Source organism: Halomonas sp. ISL-56, assembly GCF_018612805.1.
GTDB lineage: Bacteria > Pseudomonadota > Gammaproteobacteria > Pseudomonadales > Halomonadaceae > Vreelandella.
The window spans coordinates 37698-54638 of sequence record NZ_JAGGRO010000021.1 but is presented as its reverse complement, the minus strand read 5'-3'; the positions used below and the strand labels follow the sequence as shown (position 1 = coordinate 54638).

Sequence of the window (16941 nt, the reverse complement as noted above, 5' to 3'; positions counted from 1 at the left end):
CTAATGCATTTTTGTTATAAAGGATGATTGATGTACGCAATGTCACTTACGGTCACTTTTGCGTACCAAGTAGTCGCCCAGGCTCTGAAAGCCCTGCACCATGATGACCAAGATCACCACCGTAATAAGCATGATGGTAGGGTTGAAACGGTTATAGCCGTAGCGAATGCCTAAGTCGCCGAGGCCGCCGCCGCCCACTGCGCCTGCCATGGCGGAGTAGCTGACCAGCGTCACAACGGTAATGGTTAAGCCTGTCATGATCCCACCGCGAGCCTCTGGAATTAGCACTTTGCGAATAATTTGCCAAGGCGTAGCCCCCATGGCTTGGGCGGCTTCAATTAACCCCGGCGAGATTTCATTAAGGGCCGCCTCGACCAATCGAGCGACAAACGGGATAGCGGCAATCGTCAGCGGTACCGACGCGGCATTAATACCAATCGAGGTACCCACCAGCATGCGTGTAAAAGGAATGATCGCCACCATCAAAATAATAAACGGGATGGAGCGGCCAACGTTGGTGACAATGCTCAGCACCTGATTAAGTACCGGCTTGGCTAATATTTGTCGCGGGCGAGTAACATAGAGCATCACCCCGAGAGGGAGGCCGACGAGGGTAGAGATCAATCCTGAAACGGCCACCATATAAAGGGTATCCAGCGTGGCCTGTAAAATTAAATCAATCATTGCGCTGGACATGGCCGAGTACCTCCACTTGCAGTTGATGAGATTCGAGATAGTGCATGGCTTGCTGGGTTTGCGTCGGCGAGCCTAGCAGCTCCGCAATCATCAGGCCCAGGGTGCGTTCCTGAATGGACTCTACTTTTGCTTGCAGAATGCTCACATCGACCCCGCATTCGCGAGCTAAGCGCGAAATCAACGGAGTTGAGACCGCGTCGCCCGAGAAGGTTAAGCGTACCACTGGATGGGTATGTTCACCGGGGGCATCAAGGAGCCTTTCGATTAGCTCTTTGGGGGGTGTTAGCTGTAGGAAGTCGTTGAGAAACTCACGTCCAAGTTGGGTGCGCGGGGCGGTAAAGAAGTCGCCGACTTCTGAATCCTCCACCAATTCGCCATCCGAAATCAGGCTCACCCGGTGGCAAATCGATTTGACCACTTCCATCTCGTGGGTAATCAGCAAGATGGTAATGCCCAGTTGATGGTTAATATCGCGCAGTAGCTCCAGTATGGAGCTGGTGGTTTGTGGGTCTAGCGCGGAGGTTGCCTCATCGCAGAGTAGTACTTGTGGTTTGCTGGCTAACGCTCGGGCGATTGCGACTCGCTGCTTCTGGCCACCGGAAAGCTGAGCGGGGTACTGATTGGCTTTATCTGCCAGACCGACCATTTCCAGCAGCGGAACAACGCGCTCTTGCACGGCACTCTGTTTTTGCCCCATTAATTCAAGCGGGAGTGCAACGTTGTCGAAAACCGTACGTGTAGTGAGCAGGTTGAAGTGCTGAAAAATCATGCCAATACGATGGCGTGCCCGGTTTAAGGCCGCGTTGCTCAGGCGGGTCATTTCTTGACCATCTACTGTGACGCTGCCGCTAGTCGGGCGTTCTAGCAAATTCACGCAGCGAATCAACGTGGACTTACCTGCGCCAGAAAGGCCGATGACGCCATGAATGGTGCCTTTAGGCACAGTGAGGTTTGCTGCTTTGAGCGCATGGACGGCGCTTGTGCCGCTTCCATATGTTTTACTGACGTTGCTAAGTTCAATCATGGCGTCTGCCTTGCTGGTAGGCCGAAGACGAAGTGCGGGAGAATAGGAGCAGGCGTAGGGCGGGGATAAAAAAAGCCACCCTCGTGGGTGGCCATTAACGCTGGACACACCCTTTTAGCTGCACTTCACTAGGCTGCTGGCCTGGTGGACGCCCGCAAGATGGGTACAAATCGGCGTCGTTTCATTTGCGCCAAAAGTCTAAAGATAGGCGGTTGGCATGTCAATTAGAAGCGAGGTGACTGCACAAAGATGAGGCACCAGTAGTAAGCTTGCAGATTACATCCATGATTTTTACGAGCTTAAGGAGCAGGGCGCTATGTTTACCGGCATTGTGCAGGGTGTGGCTACAGTGGAGGCGGTGCGCGAGCTAGATGATTTTCGCGTGCATGTGATAAAAATGCCGCCTGCGATGCGTGAGGGTCTTGAGATCGGGGCGTCTGTTGCTCATAACGGTGTTTGTTTAACGGTAACGTCGATAGAAGGCGATAGCGTTAGTTTTGATTTGATGCGTGAAACGCTACGTTTGACTAATCTTGGTGCAGTCACTCCTGGGCAATGCGTCAATATAGAGCGTGCTGCTCGTTTTGGTGATGAGATTGGTGGGCACTCGATGTCGGGGCACATCATTTCCATGGCAGACGTAGTGGCCATTGAAGAGGCGCCTAACAACCGTCGGCTGTGGTTTTCACTGCCGGAAAGACTGGGCCGATTTGTGTTTGAAAAGGGCTATATCGGGGTAGACGGTATCAGTTTGACGATCGGTGATGTACGCCACGCTGAGAACGGAGCTGTGGAGTTCAGCGTCAACTTAATCCCTGAAACGCTATCGCGCACCACACTTCAGGAGCGCGCGCCCGGGGATCAGGTCAACATCGAAATTGACCCACAAACTCAGGTGATTGTTGAAACCGTTGAGCGCGTGCTTGCTAAGCAAGGTAGGGCTCAGTAAAGCGGGACTAACAAAAAGCGGGGCACGGCAGCATCAGTAATGGTGTTTGTTGGTTTTTGGTTGACCGATCGGTTAGGTTGTGGCCTAAAGATTGCTTGGTATTCACTGGTGGGGCTCGCCCCGTCAATATTGGTCGCCTTGCTGAGGCGCTCGCATCAAGGCGAGCGTTTCGGTAGTATGTGCGGCTTTTCTCAGCACCCGAACGCATACAAATCATGCGGCGTTAGCGCTAAGGACAACAAACTTCATGAAACTTCTGGATAACTATTTCAAGCTCTCCGAGCAAAAAACCAACGTGAAGACAGAAGTTATCGCCGGGATTACCACCTTCCTGACGATGGCCTATATCATCTTTGTTAACCCGAGCATCCTGTCACAAGCAGGGATGGACTACGGCGCGGTGTTTGTGGCGACTTGCCTGGCGGCAGCGATTGGCTGTTTTGTCATGGGGCTGTGGGCCAATTATCCCATTGCTCAGGCACCAGGCATGGGGCTAAACGCCTTCTTCACCTACGGCGTGGTGCTGGGCATGGGATATACTTGGGAGGCCGCGTTGGGGGCGGTCTTCTTCTCTGGTTTAACGTTCTTCTTGTTAAGTATTTTTAAAATTCGCGAGTGGATCATTAACGCCATTCCAATGACGTTACGGCTGGGGATCGCCGCCGGTATTGGTCTGTTCCTGGCGATGATCGCGTTGAAAAACGCCGGCATTGTGGTTGCCAATCAGGCTACCTACGTGACGCTGGGTGATCTATCTCAACCACCGGCTATTTATGCGCTGCTAGGCTTTTTTGTGATTACCGCGCTGGCATACCTGAAAGTCACCGGTGCTGTGATGATTGGTATTTTGGGTGTGACCGTAGCGGCAATGGTGCTTGGCCATAATGAGTACGGTGGTCTTATGTCGATGCCACCCTCTATCGCGCCGACCTTTATGGCCATGGATTTAATGGGCGCCCTGGATGTGGCGATGCTCAGCGTGATCTTTGCCTTTCTATTTGTGGATCTATTTGATACTTCAGGCACGCTGGTCGGTGTTGCCCATCGTGGCAAGCTGCTAGACAAAGATGGCAAGTTGCCGCGTATTGGTCGTGCCATGATGGCTGACAGTACTGCGTCAATGGCGGGCGCCGCCTTGGGTACTTCCACGACAACAAGCTATATTGAATCAACCGCGGGCATCGCATCGGGTGGCCGTACTGGCTTGACGGCGGTAGTCGTGGGTGTTTTGTTTCTGATCAGCCTGTTTTTCGCACCGTTGGCGGGTTCGATTCCGGCCTACGCTACCGCGGGTGCGTTGCTGTATGTAGCGGTACTGATGGCGGGCAGCTTGGCCCACGCGAACTGGGAAGACCCCACCGATGCAGCGCCTGTGTTGATTGCTGCCCTAGCAATGCCGCTAACATTCTCGATTGCCGAAGGAATCGCGCTAGGCTTTATTAGCTACGTGGCGATCAAGACGCTTTCGGGCCGCTTTAGCGACCTGAACCCGGCGGTGATTATTTTGTCACTGCTGTTTGCGGCAAGATATCTTTTCTTGGTTTGATTAAACACCACCCCTTTTATTACTCAATGAGAGACGCGATGAGCATCTACGGCGACTATATTAAGTCCGTTATTCGCACGGTTCCCGATTGGCCTGAAAAGGGCGTGAATTTTCGCGATATTACCCCCTTGTTGCAAAATAGCGCTGCCTTTCGCAAGCTGATCGATAGCTTCGTACACCGCTACCAAGAGATGAACCTGGATGCCATTGCGGCCATTGATGCGCGAGGGTTTATTATTGGTGCGCCGCTCGCCTATGAGTTGGGCTGCAGCTTTGTGCCGGTGCGCAAGAAGGGCAAATTACCCTTCAAAACCATCAGCGAGACCTACACCCTGGAGTACGGTCATTCTGAAGTGGAACTGCACTCCGATGCGTTCCAGAAAGATGACCGTATCCTGCTAATGGATGACTTGATCGCCACCGGTGGCACCATGCTGGCAGCGGCCAATCTGATTCAGCGCAGCGGTGGTCAGGTGGTTGAAACGGCCACTATTATCGATCTGCCCGAGCTTGGCGGTTCACAAAAAATTCGCGATGCCGGTTACAGCGTATTCGCCGTTTGTTCTTTCACCGAAGACGAGTAATTCCCCATGAGCAGCGATCGTTATCACCAGCATTTCACTGTCTCCTGGGATCAGTTGCACCGGGATGTGCGCACCCTGTGTCATCAGATGATCGAGCGTGATTTCAAAGGCATTGTAGCGATTACCCGCGGCGGTTTAATTCCTGCCGCGCTAATAGCTCGAGAGCTTAATATCCGCTTGATCGATACCGTGTGTATTAAAAGCTATGACCATATGGATCAAGGCGGCCTGGATATTATGAAAGGCGTTGATCATGACGGTGAAGGCTGGTTGCTGGTCGATGACTTGGTGGATACAGGCAAAACAGCAAGGGCAGTGCGCAAAATGTTGCCAAAAGCTCACTTTGTGACTATCTACGCCAAGCCGGACGGTCGCCCCCTGGTGGATCAATACCTGACGGAAGTTTCCCAACAATGCTGGATTCAGTTCCCCTGGGATATGGGCGTTGCGTACGTTGAGCCGCTTGTCGATCAAATGAAGAGGTAATGATGGCCAATCCACTTCCCGGCGATTGGAGTCAGTGGCTGGGTAATGAGTTTCAGGCTGACTATATGCTGGCGCTAAAAGCCTTTTTGGCGCAGCAGAAAGCGGCCAAGAAAATTATCTACCCACACTCCACACAATGGTTTCGCGCATTTGAGCTGACGCCGTTGAGCGAAGTGAAGGTGGTTATTTTAGGCCAAGATCCCTATCACGGCCCTAATCAGGCTCATGGCTTATGTTTTTCCGTGCAGCCCGGTGTTCCTGTGCCGCCATCGTTGGTCAATATCTACAAAGAGTTGGCCACCGATGTCGGTTTCACCCCTGTGCGCCACGGCCATCTGGAAGCATGGGCCAAGCAGGGCGTGCTGTTGTTAAACACCTCGCTTACCGTTGAGCAGGGCAATGCGGCCTCGCATCGCGGTAAAGGGTGGGAGCCGTTCACCGACCGCGCCATTGAAACTGTTAGCCAGCACGCGCCGCCGTGTGTATTTCTGTTATGGGGAAGTCATGCGCGCCAGAAGAAGGCGTTAATCGACCAGGGGCGCCACTTAATACTTGAAGCCCCGCATCCTTCACCGCTCTCTGCGCACCGGGGCTTTTTCGGTACTCGGCATTTTTCCCAAGCCAATCAGTTTCTGCAGGCCCAGGGTCGAGCCCTCATTGAGTGGCAATTGCCGGAAACCCCTTAACCTCGTAAGTGGTTGCGGGTAGAATACGCGCAATTTTGTGCCTAGCTGATGCAACCCTGGTTGCCATTCTGAATCCCCCTGCAGTGAGGAAGTCCCATGAGTGTTTACGCCATTAACCATCCGCTTGTTCAACATAAGCTGGGACTGATGCGCGAAGCTGACTTGAGCACTAAAAGCTTTCGTGAACTGGCAGGTGAAGTCGCCAAGCTGTTGACCTATGAAGCAACCAAAGGTCTGGAGCTGGAAGATCATGAAATCCAGGGATGGAACGGCGAGCCGATTGCCACCCGTCGGCTAAAAGGTAAAAAAGTCACCGTTGTACCGATTCTGCGTGCTGGGCTCGGCATGCTGGAAGGCGTAACGGATCTGATTCCCAGTGCCCGGGTAAGCGTTGTCGGTCTATACCGCGATGAAGAGACGCTACAGCCGGTGCCTTATTTTGCCAAGTTTGCCAACGATATCGAAGAGCGCATGGCCATCGTGATTGACCCCATGCTGGCGACGGGTGGATCGATGGTGGCGACACTGGACATGCTGCGTGAACGCGGCTGTGAAAGTATGAAGGTGATTGTGCTCGTCGCCGCCCCTGAAGGCATCAAACGGGTACAAGATGCCTACCCTGATATTGAAATTTACACCGCCTCAATCGATGACCGGCTGGACGAAAATGGTTATATCGTCCCTGGGCTGGGTGATGCTGGCGACAAGATTTTCGGAACTCGCTAAGCGTCTTTAAATATATTGCCCCTTACGCCCAGCGTCAGGGGCATTTTTTTGCACTCCTGCTATCGAATAATTACTAGGGATTCACTTATGCGTGAAGCTACCAGTCAGGCTGAGTCGTGGCCGAAAGTCATCTTAACCGGCGCCCAAATGTTGTTTGTGGCGTTTGGTGCCCTGGTGTTAGTGCCTCTTCTGACCGGTCTTGACCCAAGTGTTGCACTGTTCACGGCCGGGGTGGGAACCCTAGTATTCCACGCGGTGACCAAACAGAGCGTGCCGGTTTTTTTGGCCTCATCGTTTGCTTTTATTGCCCCGATTCAAGGCTCTGTGGCGAGCTTCGGCGTGTCAGCGACCATGGGCGGGCTTATGGCGGCAGGGTTGGTCTATGTGGCGATCTCCCAGGCCGTGCGTTTAAAAGGTACTGCTTGGCTGCACCGCTTGCTTCCCGCTGTAGTGGTGGGGCCGGTGATTATGGTGATTGGCCTGGCGCTGGCACCGGTGGCGGTTAGCATGGCAACCGGGGAAACCAGTGACAACATCGGCTATGGCGCGGCAATCTTTCTCTCGATGACCAGTTTATTAGTGACGTTAGTGCTGGCCGTGTTTGGACGGGGGCTTCTTCGCTTAGTGCCGATTATCGGCGGCATTGTCACCGGCTATTTTTTAGCGCTGCTGATGGGTGTTGTGGACTTTACGCCTGTGCGTGAGGCGGCGTGGCTATCGATACCCAGCTTTACCGCACCCAGTTTTCACTGGGCGGCTATTCTGTTTATGATTCCGGTCGCGATTGCCCCGGCGGTAGAGCATATTGGCGATATGGTGGCGATTGGCTCGGTGACCCGCAAAAACTACCTGGAAAAGCCTGGTCTACATCGCACGCTGTTAGGCGATGGGTTGGCGACCAGCGTGGCAGCGCTATTCGGCGGGCCGCCGAATACGACCTACTCGGAAGTCACAGGGGCGGTAACCCTCACTCGGGCGTTTAATCCCAAGTACATGATCGTCGCCGCTATTATTGCCATTGTGCTGGCGTTTGTGTCCAAGCTTGGCGCGCTATTGCAGACCATTCCGGGCCCGGTAATGGGCGGTATAATGACGCTGTTGTTTGGCTCCATTGCGGTCGTCGGTATGAATACGCTGGTGCGCGCTGGTCAGTCGCTGACGGCACCCCGCAATTTAGTGGTGGTCTCACTAATACTGGTGTTCGGCATTGGTGGTATGCAGTTTGGCGGTGGCCAGTTCACCCTGCAGGGCGTTAGTCTTGCCGCCTTGGTGGGTATCGCGTTGAACTGGCTGTTACCCCGCGAGCAAGAGGGCGAGTAAGCTAATCGCCAGTAACACCGTGTGCATCGCAAGGATGACAGGTCATGTAAAGTGCGTTTAGAGATCATCAGGAGTGTCGGCAGCATGGAAAACGAACTAACCGCAGCTTTTCCAGTTCTGGGGATTGCTGCCTGGAGCGGTACCGGTAAAACCACGCTGTTAGAGAAGCTGCTGCCACGATTAGCCGAGTATGGTTTGAAGGTCGCTGTGATCAAGCATGCACACCACTCGTTTGATGTCGACCAGCCCGGCAAAGATAGCTTTAAGCTGCGCAGTGCAGGTGCCGCACCGGTACTGGTAGCTTCTCGTCAACGATTTGCGCTGATGCAGGAAACCCCCGGCCAGAAAGAGCCGGATTTAGCCCAGTTAATTGCCATGATGGCGCCGCACCAACCCGACTTGGTGATTGTCGAAGGTTTCAAGGCTTGGCCGATTCCCAAGCTGGTGTTATACCGCGATGGCATTGGTGATACGACTATTTTAACCGGCCAATGGGTTGAGGCAGCCGCGCTGAGCGCACCACCGCCTATAGACCTAGCGGCTACGGTGACCCAGTTAAATCTAGACGATAGCGAAGCAATAGCGAGCTGGATAGTCAGTTGGTTAAGCGCGAAAACCGACGCTAGATTCTCAAGTTCTTCGGCTTCAAGTATCTAAATTTCAAGTGCTTGGGCTTCAAGTGCTTGGGCTTTAAAAAAGAAACGGTGACAACATGTATCTAACCCATCTCAATACCCGTGGCGAAGCCAATATGGTAGATGTCGGCGATAAGCAAGAAACCCGCCGCGAAGCCGTCGCCTCGGGCCGCATTGTGATGCAGCCTGAAACGCTGAAATTGCTTAGCGATGGTGAATTGCCCAAGGGCGATGTGCTGGCCACAGCGAGAATCGCCGGTATCCAGGCCGCCAAGCGCACCCATGAGCTGATTCCTCTCTGCCATTCACTGGCGCTCTCCAAGGTGTCAGTTGAGTTCGATATTGATGTTGCCGAATCCTGCGTTCACGTGACCTCATTGTGTCGCTTAAATGGCCGCACCGGGGTTGAAATGGAAGCCCTTACTGCCGTCTCGGTAGCCTGTTTGACGCTTTACGATATGTGCAAAGCGGTCGATAAAGGTATGCGGATCGAGGCCATTCAGCTCGATAGCAAGCAGGGGGGGCTGCGCGGTGACTACCAGCGTATGAACTCCCAGGCGCCCATTGTTACTGGCGACGGTGTGGCTGGAGAAGTCAGCTTGGGCGAGCGCTGCCCTTCACCCTGCGTGCGGGTTAAGTTTTTAGCCGAACTGCGCGAGCGAGTAGGCGAAAGCGAGGCGGTTGTGAGCCTTGATCAACTGGCTAGCCGCGACATTAGCGGATTAAAGGCCGCACTAGTCGAGCAGGATAGTCGCTTTAAACAGCTCACTGACCAGCGCACGCTGTGTGCAATTAACCAAGTCATGTCCAATGACGAAGCGTTAGTGACCGATGATGACGAAGTGGCATTTTTCCCGCCAGTTACAGGGGGGTGAGTGTGGATAATAAGCTGGATATTAAAGTAGCGATTCAAGCAGCCCCATTCTCAATGGCCTACGGCTATGACGATGCCTTAGCGGGGCGTAGCGATATTGGCGCGGTGGTGAGTTTTACCGGCTTAGTGCGTGATTTTAATGAAAAACCGGATGTCACGGGGTTAACGCTGGAGCATTACCCGGGCATGACCGAGCGCACGTTGACAGACATTGGCGAACAGGCTTGGCAGCGCTGGTCGCTCCAGGCAGTGCGGATTATCCATCGCGTTGGCTATCTGGCGCCGGGTGACCCAATTGTGCGGGTGCTGGTGGCTAGTGCACACCGGCGTGAGGCATTCGAAGCCTGCGATTTTATAATGGATTACCTGAAAACCCAGGCGCCCTTCTGGAAGAAAGAGCATTCTACCCAGGGTGAGTATTGGGTCACAGAACGCCACTCTGATCAGCAGGATGCAGCGCGCTGGGAATGAGTTGCCGGGTCGCTGCGCTCCTCGCCGTGACACGAAACTGTCATTGCGAACGCAGTGAAGCAATCTCGGGGTTAGGCGTCAACGCTGGTTGAGATTGCCGCGTCGCTGCGCTCCTCGCAATGACAAATAAGAAGGCTCCTCGCAATAACACGAAACTGTCATTGCGAACGCAGTGAAGCAATCTCGGTTTTACTGCCATCTTGGTTTAGTTTGCCGCGTCGCTGCATTCGTTGCAATGATGCGGCTCTAACGGTTTGCGGCGCTTTCATACGCAGCAGATTCGGGCATTTCGGCGGCCATAATCTGTAGGTGCACGTCGGGCAGGTGCTGCATATGCTCCGCCAGCCAGTGAACCAACCGCGGCTGCAGTGCCTGACGCAAGTCGGAAAGCGTCTCAGCTGCAATCTCCTCAAGCTGATCATCCAACCAATCGCTAAAGCTATCTTCATCCAGCGGGCTGGCCCCAGAGGCATCCAACATCAAGCGGCCAATCCGTGCCCAGCCAGTGTCAGTCGCGGTCACCGGCAGCGCAAGATACAAGCTGCCGCGACGGGCCTTATTGACGTCATTCACCTCAAGACCGGGGTGGGGCACCACGCTGTTCTGGCTGACAATGCAGGGCGGCTGCGGGTAGCGTGTTTCACAGTGCAACCCGTGGCTATCAAAATTGATCATATCGCCGTTTACCGGCGTCAGTGGGGCGCTAATGCCCAGCTGGTTGGCGATGGCCTGGTGGGCCTGCTGATGGCGTGCTTCGCCATGCACCGGCATAAGATGCTTGGGCCTAACCCATTGATAGAGTTTGATCAGCTCATCCTGAGCAGGATGCCCTGTGGCGTGCAATTCAGGGTGATTGAACTCGTCATAGATGCTGACACCGAGATGCGCCAAACGCTTTTTAAGCTGTTCGATGGGGCGCTCATTGCCAGGAATGGCTTTGGCCGAGAAGATGACGTTATCGCCCGGCTGAAGATCCACATAGGGGTGACGGCCCTGGGCGAGACGCTGAAGTGCGGCGCGGGGCTCGCCCTGACTCCCGGTGGCGATAATCACCACTTCATCCCGAGGCAGGTAGCCAAGGTCGTGGTTGGGCACCAGCGGCGGCAGATCATCCATATAGCCTAACCCACGCGCGACGCTGACCATGCGCTCCATGGAGCGTCCCATTAAGCTGATACGACGGCCGCATCGATGCGCCGCGCGTCCTATCGCTAACACCCGGGCAAGATTGCTGGCAAAGCAAGAGATCACCACGCGGCCCTGGCAATTGCTGAGGGTTTTTGCCAACGCCCGGGCGACGTCCCCTTCGCTGCCAGAGTGGCCAGGCATTGGAGCGTTGGTGGAGTCGCCCACGACTAAGTCAATTGGTGCAAGCGCCTTGAATTGGGTGGCGCTGATCGGCGTGCCGATGATCGGTTCGGGGTCGAGTTTCCAGTCACCGGTATGCAAGACACGGTAGCCACCGGCGATCATCATTAACGCACAGCTCTCTGGGATCGAGTGCGTTAACAGCAAATAGCGCAGCGTGAACGGTCCGCTTTCCAGCGCCTCGCCAGGTTCAATGACATGGATAGCCGCGCTGCTAAGCTGATGCTCGGCAAACTTTAGCCGCAACAGGCCCGCCGCTAGCGGGGTGGCATAAATCGGACAGTTCCACACCGGCCAGAGCCAGGCCACCGCGCCAATGTGGTCTTCATGGCCGTGGGTGATAAACAGCGCTTTGGGTACAATCCCTAATGCTTTCGGCGTATCGAGATTGGGCACTTGTAGCGGTGAGTTGGGAAGATCCTGGCGGATCGTCATGCCGCAGTCCACGGCTATCCAGTGGTCGTCATAGCCGTATAGCGTTAGATTCATTCCAATCTCACCGCAGCCCCCCAGCGGCAAGATGCGCAGCGGTGGACGACGACGGGGACGAATTTGAACGCGTGGTGAATGCATCTGTTATGAAAAACCTAAAAAGTAGTGACTTAACTATACGGGAAGGCAGGGGCGGCTAACAATCATCCTTGGCCTTCCGATACAATATGCAGCCTAAGCCGCTGGTTTGTCATAATTACCTTAGAAATAGGTCAAGAGTAGCTCACATGTCTCATTATTATCGTTTAGTGGTTTCCTGTCCTGACCGGGTGGGGATTGTTGCAAGGGTCTCGAGTTTTATTGCCCAGCAGGGCGGCTCTATTACCGAAGCCAGCCAGCACTCTGATTTAGAAACCGGCTGCTTTTTTATGCGCTATGAAATTTTGGCGGATTCGGTAGGTATGACCGTAGAAGCGTTGCGTGAGGCGTTTGCGCCGGTAGCCAGCGAATTCAATATGCAGTGGTCACTGGTGGATACCCAACAACGTCGGCGGGTAGTACTGATGGTATCGCGAGAGTCACACTGCTTGGTCGATCTACTTTACCGCTGGCAAGCGGGTGAGCTGGATTGCGATATTGTTGGCGTTATCTCCAATCATGACGATATGCGTTCTTTGACAGAGTGGTACGGCATTCCATACCACCATGTGCCGGTAGACCCTGACAATAAGCAAGCCTCCTTTGCCAAGGTACAGGCCGAAATCGACAGCGCCCGCGCTGACTGCGTGGTGTTGGCACGCTATATGCAAATTCTGCCCCCTGATCTGTGTGCACGCTATGCGGGACGCGTGATCAATATCCATCACAGCTTTTTGCCCTCTTTTGCCGGGGCAAAACCCTACCACCAGGCTTACCAGCGGGGCGTAAAACTTATCGGGGCTACCTGCCATTATGTGACCGAGGAGCTCGATGCAGGCCCCATCATCGAACAGGATATTCATCGCGTTAGCCACTGTCATACGCCCACTGATCTAGTCCGCTTTGGCCGTGATGTAGAGAAGGCGGTGCTCGCTCGCGGGTTGCGTTGGCACTTAGAAGATCGCGTGCTGGTGCACGGCAATAAGACAGTGGTCTTTAGCTAGAGGCTCCCTAACGCCATCAACCCGAGAGGCCGCCATGTCATTCGCGCAAAGTGTTTTAGCGCCCTGGGCGCTGCTGTTTACCTGGCTACTCTCGCTAGGCGTTTTAGCGTGGGCACTTTGGGGGCGGCCCTGGCAGGTGTTGCTAGCGGATACGGCGCTTCAGCACCGCTGGCTAGGCGCCACGCTGGCAGTGCTGCTGATGTGGCAGCTTCGTGCGCAGGCGGTTGATTGGCTCACGCTGCACCTTGTTTTCACAGTATTAATGACACTCGTTTTTAAAGCACCATTAGCGCTGATTAGCAACGTGCTGATTAATATCGCTATGGTGGTCATTGGTCGCAACGAGTGGATGCTAATGGGGGCAAACGTACTGGTTACTGGTGTCGTCCCGGCGGCCGTTATTGGCACGGTATGGCGGTTGGTGGATCGCCGCCTACCGGATAACTTGATGGTGTTTCTATTTGCCTGTGGCTTTTTTGGTGCGGCGCTGGCAACGCTGGGAGGTGGGCTGGCGGCGGTACTGCTCATTATTGTTGCAGGTACTGATCCTGAGGCGATCTATCTCGCCCAGGAGTATGCGCGCTTCTTGCCTCTGTTAATGCCTTCAGAGGCGTTCATCACCGGCATGCTGTTGAGTATCCTGCTGGTCTATCACCCTAACTGGGTGGCCACCTTCAATGACCACCGCTATATCGACCTGCAATAGTGGTGGTTGCTAGCCGAGTGCCTGGCCATTACCGCCACGAATTACCCCTACACCAACGCCTTCGATATCGAGCGACTGGGATCGCAGGTCGATTTCAATGGGCGCAAAGTCGGGGTTTTCAGCAAATAGCGTCACTTGGTGCCCCTGGCGTTTGAAGCGTTTGACCGTTACTTCATCATCTAGTCGTGCTACTACAATCTGGCCATCGCGCACCCGGTCGGTGCGATGCACCGCTAATAAATCGCCTTCCAAAATACCAATATCTTTCATCGAAAGCCCGCGTACGCGCAGCAGGTAGTCGGCTTTGGGTGTAAAATACTCGGCTGGCAGGGGGCAGTAACGATCAATATGTTCAGCGGCTAAAATGGGGCTGCCAGCGGCCACCTCACCGATTACGGGCAGTCCAGTCGGCAGCGTCTCAACGTTGGCAGCAGGTAACGAGGTGACGGCGTTTTCCAGGACGTCTTGAGGTTCCTGGTTGGGCAGGCGGATGCCACGAGAGGTGTTGCGGATAATGCGAATAACGCCTTTGCGTTCCAGCGCGCGCAGGTGCTCTTCTGCAGCGTTGGGAGAGCGGAAGCCAAGTGCTTTGGCAATTTCGGCGCGGGTAGGAGGGTAGCCAAATTCGCCCATAGTCTTAACGATAAAATCAAACACGTGCTGTTGGCGAGCGGTTAGCGGACGCGACATACCAGACTCCATAAATTGTGAATAGACAGTAACAAGTTAAATGTCGACTTAATCAATGAGTGGTTAAGTATACAGTATGTTCCTCTGTCCAGTATATGGCTTGTCAGCGCCTATCGGTGATGCCTATGCAATTTTCCTAATCGTTTGAAACTAAGTTTCTGCTTATTTAACCAGCCACATTTTGTCAATAAATCAAGCGTTGAGCCCGGCAAAGTTATGGCATAGTATTTTGCTATGTTTTAAACACCTGTTTCCCTGGAGAGCGACATGGCTCAATCTGATACGGTGACACGTATACTCGATACCGCTGAGGTGCTGTTTGCAGAGCGGGGTTTTGCCGAAACGTCGCTGCGTAACATCACAAGCAAAGCGCGCGTTAACCTGGCCGCCGTCAATTACCACTTTGGTTCCAAAAAAGCCCTGATTCAGGCCGTTTTTTCGCGTTATCTGGATCCTTTTAATCAGCGTTTTCACACCGCTTTGGATGAGCTGGAAGGCCAACACGCTGGGCGCGTTATCCCGCTTGAAACACTGCTCGAAACCATGGCCACAACTGTTCTTGCGGTGCCAGCTGAGCGCAACAGTTTAAAAGTGTTTATGCGTCTGCTCGGTCTTGCCTACAGCCAGGCCCAGGGACATCTCCGGCGCCATATCCAGCAAGAGTACGGCGATGTATTTACCCGCTTCACCGAGCTTGTCCGTAAAGCAACGCCAAACCTGCCTGACGCAGAGCGTTTTTGGCGGCTACACTTTATGCTTGGCACGGTTATATTTACCCTGTCTGGCCTTGATGCACTGCGCGATATCGCGGAGAAGGATTATCACGAACAGGTCTCTGTGCGTGACTTGGTAAGGCGGCTGCTCCCGGTCGTTGTAGCTGCCATGAATGCGCCTTTACCTCTGACCCTTGAAGAAGCCAAGCCTGAAGAAGGAAAACATGCGAACGCCTACGCTAGCTGAGCTACCTCCGACTGATAATATCTGGCTGGAAATTGATACCACTCAACAGCAACTGCGCTGTTGGCGAGGACCTAAAGTGCTCCACGAGTGTGCAATTTCATCCGGTGCCGCTGGAAGCGGGGAGCTCAGTGGTAGTGGTCAAACGCCCCACGGCTGGCACTATGTGCGAGCCGCTATTGGTGGCAACATGCCCGAAAATGCCGTGTTTCGAGGCCGCCGCTGGACGGGCGAGATATTTTCAGCCGCGCTAGCTGAAGCTTATCCTAAACGTGACTGGATTTTGACCCGCATCCTGTGGCTGTGTGGATTGGAGAAGGGGGTGAACCGCGGTAAGCAGGTAGACTCTCAGCGGCGCTATATTTATCTTCACGGCACACCACCTGAGGAGCCCATGGGCGTTGCTGCTTCCCACGGCTGTATTCGTTTACGTAATAGTGATTTGCTGACCATTTTTTCTTTAGCGTTGCCGGGTACCCCTGTTTGGTTGCACGGTGGCCGTCAATGCTTTGATTAATCAGATTTTGACACCGCTAGACGATCGTCTAGAATCATCGCCCCTTTCAATGGATCTCTCACGATGACTCAACCGTTAGGCCCGGTCATGCTTGACCTTGAAGGCCCAAAATTGACGGCTGCAGAGAAACGCTTGTTGCTAGAACCGACGGTAGGGGGTGTCATTTTATTTGCCCGCAATGTCGAAAATGGCTATCAGGTGCGCCAGCTTTGTAGCGATATTCGCCGCGTGCGGGCTGATTTACTGCTTGCCGTGGATCAGGAAGGCGGTCGCGTGCAGCGCATTAAGGAGGGCTTAACACGTCTTCCTGCCATGGCGCGTATCGGCGAATGTTATCACGCTACCCCGGAAGATGGCCTGGCGTTAGCCAAAGATGCTGGTTGGCTGCTGGGGATGGAGATGGCCGCCTGCGGGCTGGATCTAAGCTTCGCTCCGGTATTGGATGTTGAGAGCGGCCTATCCAGTGTTATCGGTGACCGTAGTTTTAGTAGTGATCCTCTGCACGTGGCCCAACTGGGCAGTGCCTTTATTCAAGGGCTTCACGATGCCGGTATGGCCGCTGTGGGTAAGCATTTCCCGGGTCATGGCGGCGTTGCAGCGGACTCCCACGTTGCGCTACCGGTCGATGACCGCCCGCTAGACGTGATTAAACAGCATGATCTTGTGCCCTTTACCCAGTTAGCCTCACAGCTGGATGGGGTTATGCCTGCGCACGTTATTTATAGCGCTTTCGATACGCGCCCAGCGGGGTTTTCACCCACTTGGCTGGGCATGCTACGGGAATCGCTAGGCTTCAAAGGCTGCATTTTTTCAGATGATCTAAGTATGGCGGGCGCCCATGAAGCAGGAGACCCCAAAGCGCGTGCCCAGGCCGCACTTGCAGCAGGTTGCGATATGCTGCTGGTGTGTAATGACCGTACCGCCGCGCTTGATGTCATGCAAGCATGCCAAGGGGTCAATACCAAACGCCCCGCAAAGCTACGTTATGGCCGTGCGCGACCAGACCTGGACGCACTGAGTGCGCTGGGCCGTTGGCGGCGTGCCCACGCCAAGTTGGAAGCGCTAGCGGACAAGCCCAAGCCAAGCGCTGAATAGATCTCTTGCTCAAATAACTGAAGCTTTTAACCCGCGT

Annotated in this window: 19 protein-coding genes; 15 read left to right on the top strand and 4 right to left on the bottom strand. The window is 54.2% G+C overall.

The genetic code is table 11. The features are described from left to right. Nucleotides 1–42 precede the first annotated feature (42 nt). Together J7J49_RS18205 and J7J49_RS18200 are read right to left on the bottom strand one after the other, a co-directional pair. Nucleotides 43–696, bottom strand: a complete 654-nt coding sequence (locus tag J7J49_RS18205; protein ID WP_064233523.1) for a methionine ABC transporter permease — start codon at nt 694–696, stop codon at nt 43–45. Next, entirely contained in the window at nt 677–1720 is a 1044-nt protein-coding gene (locus J7J49_RS18200) for a methionine ABC transporter ATP-binding protein (RefSeq protein ID WP_064233524.1), read from the bottom strand. The genes J7J49_RS18205 and J7J49_RS18200 overlap by 20 nt, the downstream gene beginning before the upstream one ends. A 316-nt stretch (nt 1721–2036) precedes the next feature. Here J7J49_RS18200 and J7J49_RS18195 point away from each other — a divergent pair, with 316 nt between their 5' ends. The 10 genes from J7J49_RS18195 to moaE all read left to right on the top strand — a co-directional run bounded on the left by J7J49_RS18195 (nt 2037) and on the right by moaE (nt 9997). Next, nucleotides 2037–2669, top strand: coding sequence for a riboflavin synthase (locus tag J7J49_RS18195; protein ID WP_064233525.1), 633 nt, complete (start codon nt 2037–2039; stop codon nt 2667–2669). Between the two features lie 247 nt (nt 2670–2916). Next, entirely contained in the window at nt 2917–4215 is a 1299-nt protein-coding gene (locus tag J7J49_RS18190) for an NCS2 family permease (protein WP_064233526.1), read from the top strand. A 38-nt stretch (nt 4216–4253) separates the two neighbouring features. Beyond that, nucleotides 4254–4799 carry an adenine phosphoribosyltransferase gene (locus tag J7J49_RS18185; RefSeq protein WP_007114414.1) on the top strand — a complete coding sequence of 182 codons (546 nt, stop codon included), beginning with the start codon at nt 4254–4256 and terminating at the stop codon, nt 4797–4799. Nucleotides 4800–4805: 6 nt separating this feature from the next. Next, the gene (gene gpt, locus J7J49_RS18180; protein WP_007114413.1) at nt 4806–5285 is read left to right on the top strand and encodes a xanthine phosphoribosyltransferase; all 480 of its coding nucleotides are present in this window, start codon (nt 4806–4808) and stop codon (nt 5283–5285) included. A 2-nt stretch (nt 5286–5287) separates the two neighbouring features. Further along, the gene (gene ung / locus J7J49_RS18175; RefSeq protein ID WP_215094736.1) at nt 5288–5971 is read left to right on the top strand and encodes a uracil-DNA glycosylase; all 684 of its coding nucleotides are present in this window, start codon (nt 5288–5290) and stop codon (nt 5969–5971) included. 96 nt (nt 5972–6067) lie between these two features. After that, nucleotides 6068–6697: a uracil phosphoribosyltransferase gene (gene upp / locus J7J49_RS18170; RefSeq protein WP_007114411.1), complete on the top strand. Its 630-nt coding sequence runs from the start codon at nt 6068–6070 to the stop codon at nt 6695–6697. Between the two features lie 87 nt (nt 6698–6784). Next, nucleotides 6785–8017, top strand: a complete 1233-nt coding sequence (locus J7J49_RS18165) for a uracil-xanthine permease family protein (protein ID WP_007114410.1) — start codon at nt 6785–6787, stop codon at nt 8015–8017. Between the two features lie 84 nt (nt 8018–8101). Then, nucleotides 8102–8674 carry a molybdopterin-guanine dinucleotide biosynthesis protein B gene (gene mobB, locus J7J49_RS18160; RefSeq protein WP_215094648.1) on the top strand — a complete coding sequence of 191 codons (573 nt, stop codon included), beginning with the start codon at nt 8102–8104 and terminating at the stop codon, nt 8672–8674. A gap of 55 nt (nt 8675–8729) precedes the next feature. After that, nucleotides 8730–9527, top strand: coding sequence for a cyclic pyranopterin monophosphate synthase MoaC (gene moaC, locus J7J49_RS18155; RefSeq protein WP_215094646.1), 798 nt, complete (start codon nt 8730–8732; stop codon nt 9525–9527). 2 nt (nt 9528–9529) lie between these two features. After that, a complete protein-coding gene (gene moaE, locus J7J49_RS18150; RefSeq protein WP_007114407.1) occupies nt 9530–9997 on the top strand; it encodes a molybdopterin synthase catalytic subunit MoaE in 468 nt (155 codons plus the stop codon). A gap of 246 nt (nt 9998–10243) precedes the next feature. Here moaE and J7J49_RS18145 read toward each other — a convergent pair whose 3' ends face one another. Beyond that, nucleotides 10244–11854: a ribonuclease J gene (locus tag J7J49_RS18145; protein ID WP_215094734.1), complete on the bottom strand. Its 1611-nt coding sequence runs from the start codon at nt 11852–11854 to the stop codon at nt 10244–10246. A 230-nt stretch (nt 11855–12084) separates the two neighbouring features. On the opposite strand from J7J49_RS18145, the gene purU reads away from it, so the two are divergent. Continuing rightward, nucleotides 12085–12939, top strand: a complete 855-nt coding sequence (purU, locus tag J7J49_RS18140; protein WP_064233531.1) for a formyltetrahydrofolate deformylase — start codon at nt 12085–12087, stop codon at nt 12937–12939. 34 nt (nt 12940–12973) lie between these two features. Beyond that, nucleotides 12974–13645, top strand: a complete 672-nt coding sequence (locus J7J49_RS18135; protein WP_215094644.1) for an energy-coupling factor ABC transporter permease — start codon at nt 12974–12976, stop codon at nt 13643–13645. Nucleotides 13646–13654: 9 nt separating this feature from the next. Here J7J49_RS18135 and lexA read toward each other — a convergent pair whose 3' ends face one another. Next, a complete protein-coding gene (gene lexA / locus J7J49_RS18130) occupies nt 13655–14335 on the bottom strand; it encodes a transcriptional repressor LexA (RefSeq protein ID WP_064233533.1) in 681 nt (226 codons plus the stop codon). A 267-nt stretch (nt 14336–14602) separates the two neighbouring features. Between lexA and J7J49_RS18125 the strand changes: the two genes are divergently transcribed. The 3 genes from J7J49_RS18125 to nagZ all read left to right on the top strand — a co-directional run bounded on the left by J7J49_RS18125 (nt 14603) and on the right by nagZ (nt 16904). After that, nucleotides 14603–15295: a TetR/AcrR family transcriptional regulator gene (locus tag J7J49_RS18125; RefSeq protein WP_064233534.1), complete on the top strand. Its 693-nt coding sequence runs from the start codon at nt 14603–14605 to the stop codon at nt 15293–15295. Next, nucleotides 15273–15809 carry a L,D-transpeptidase gene (locus J7J49_RS18120; protein ID WP_215094642.1) on the top strand — a complete coding sequence of 179 codons (537 nt, stop codon included), beginning with the start codon at nt 15273–15275 and terminating at the stop codon, nt 15807–15809. The genes J7J49_RS18125 and J7J49_RS18120 overlap by 23 nt, the downstream gene beginning before the upstream one ends. A 63-nt stretch (nt 15810–15872) precedes the next feature. Beyond that, nucleotides 15873–16904: a beta-N-acetylhexosaminidase gene (gene nagZ / locus J7J49_RS18115; RefSeq protein ID WP_215094640.1), complete on the top strand. Its 1032-nt coding sequence runs from the start codon at nt 15873–15875 to the stop codon at nt 16902–16904. The last annotated feature ends 37 nt before the right edge of the window (nt 16905–16941 follow it).

Bases quoted from the DNA above. Each gene is read 5' to 3' on its own strand.
- mobB (WP_215094648.1), top strand. From the start codon at position 8,102: ATGGAAAACGAACTAACCGCAGCTTTTCCAGTTCTGGGGATTGCTGCC.
- nagZ (WP_215094640.1), top strand. From the start codon at position 15,873: ATGACTCAACCGTTAGGCCCGGTCATGCTTGACCTTGAAGGCCCAAAA.
- J7J49_RS18190 (WP_064233526.1), top strand. From the start codon at position 2,917: ATGAAACTTCTGGATAACTATTTCAAGCTCTCCGAGCAAAAAACCAAC.
- purU (WP_064233531.1), top strand. From the start codon at position 12,085: ATGTCTCATTATTATCGTTTAGTGGTTTCCTGTCCTGACCGGGTGGGG.
- J7J49_RS18165 (WP_007114410.1), top strand. From the start codon at position 6,785: ATGCGTGAAGCTACCAGTCAGGCTGAGTCGTGGCCGAAAGTCATCTTA.
- lexA (WP_064233533.1), bottom strand. From the start codon at position 14,335: ATGTCGCGTCCGCTAACCGCTCGCCAACAGCACGTGTTTGATTTTATC.
- J7J49_RS18120 (WP_215094642.1), top strand. From the start codon at position 15,273: ATGCGAACGCCTACGCTAGCTGAGCTACCTCCGACTGATAATATCTGG.
- moaC (WP_215094646.1), top strand. From the start codon at position 8,730: ATGTATCTAACCCATCTCAATACCCGTGGCGAAGCCAATATGGTAGAT.
- J7J49_RS18135 (WP_215094644.1), top strand. From the start codon at position 12,974: ATGTCATTCGCGCAAAGTGTTTTAGCGCCCTGGGCGCTGCTGTTTACC.
- gpt (WP_007114413.1), top strand. From the start codon at position 4,806: ATGAGCAGCGATCGTTATCACCAGCATTTCACTGTCTCCTGGGATCAG.
- J7J49_RS18195 (WP_064233525.1), top strand. From the start codon at position 2,037: ATGTTTACCGGCATTGTGCAGGGTGTGGCTACAGTGGAGGCGGTGCGC.
- J7J49_RS18125 (WP_064233534.1), top strand. From the start codon at position 14,603: ATGGCTCAATCTGATACGGTGACACGTATACTCGATACCGCTGAGGTG.
- J7J49_RS18185 (WP_007114414.1), top strand. From the start codon at position 4,254: ATGAGCATCTACGGCGACTATATTAAGTCCGTTATTCGCACGGTTCCC.
- J7J49_RS18145 (WP_215094734.1), bottom strand. From the start codon at position 11,854: ATGAATCTAACGCTATACGGCTATGACGACCACTGGATAGCCGTGGAC.
- ung (WP_215094736.1), top strand. From the start codon at position 5,288: ATGGCCAATCCACTTCCCGGCGATTGGAGTCAGTGGCTGGGTAATGAG.
- J7J49_RS18200 (WP_064233524.1), bottom strand. From the start codon at position 1,720: ATGATTGAACTTAGCAACGTCAGTAAAACATATGGAAGCGGCACAAGC.
- upp (WP_007114411.1), top strand. From the start codon at position 6,068: ATGAGTGTTTACGCCATTAACCATCCGCTTGTTCAACATAAGCTGGGA.
- J7J49_RS18205 (WP_064233523.1), bottom strand. From the start codon at position 696: ATGTCCAGCGCAATGATTGATTTAATTTTACAGGCCACGCTGGATACC.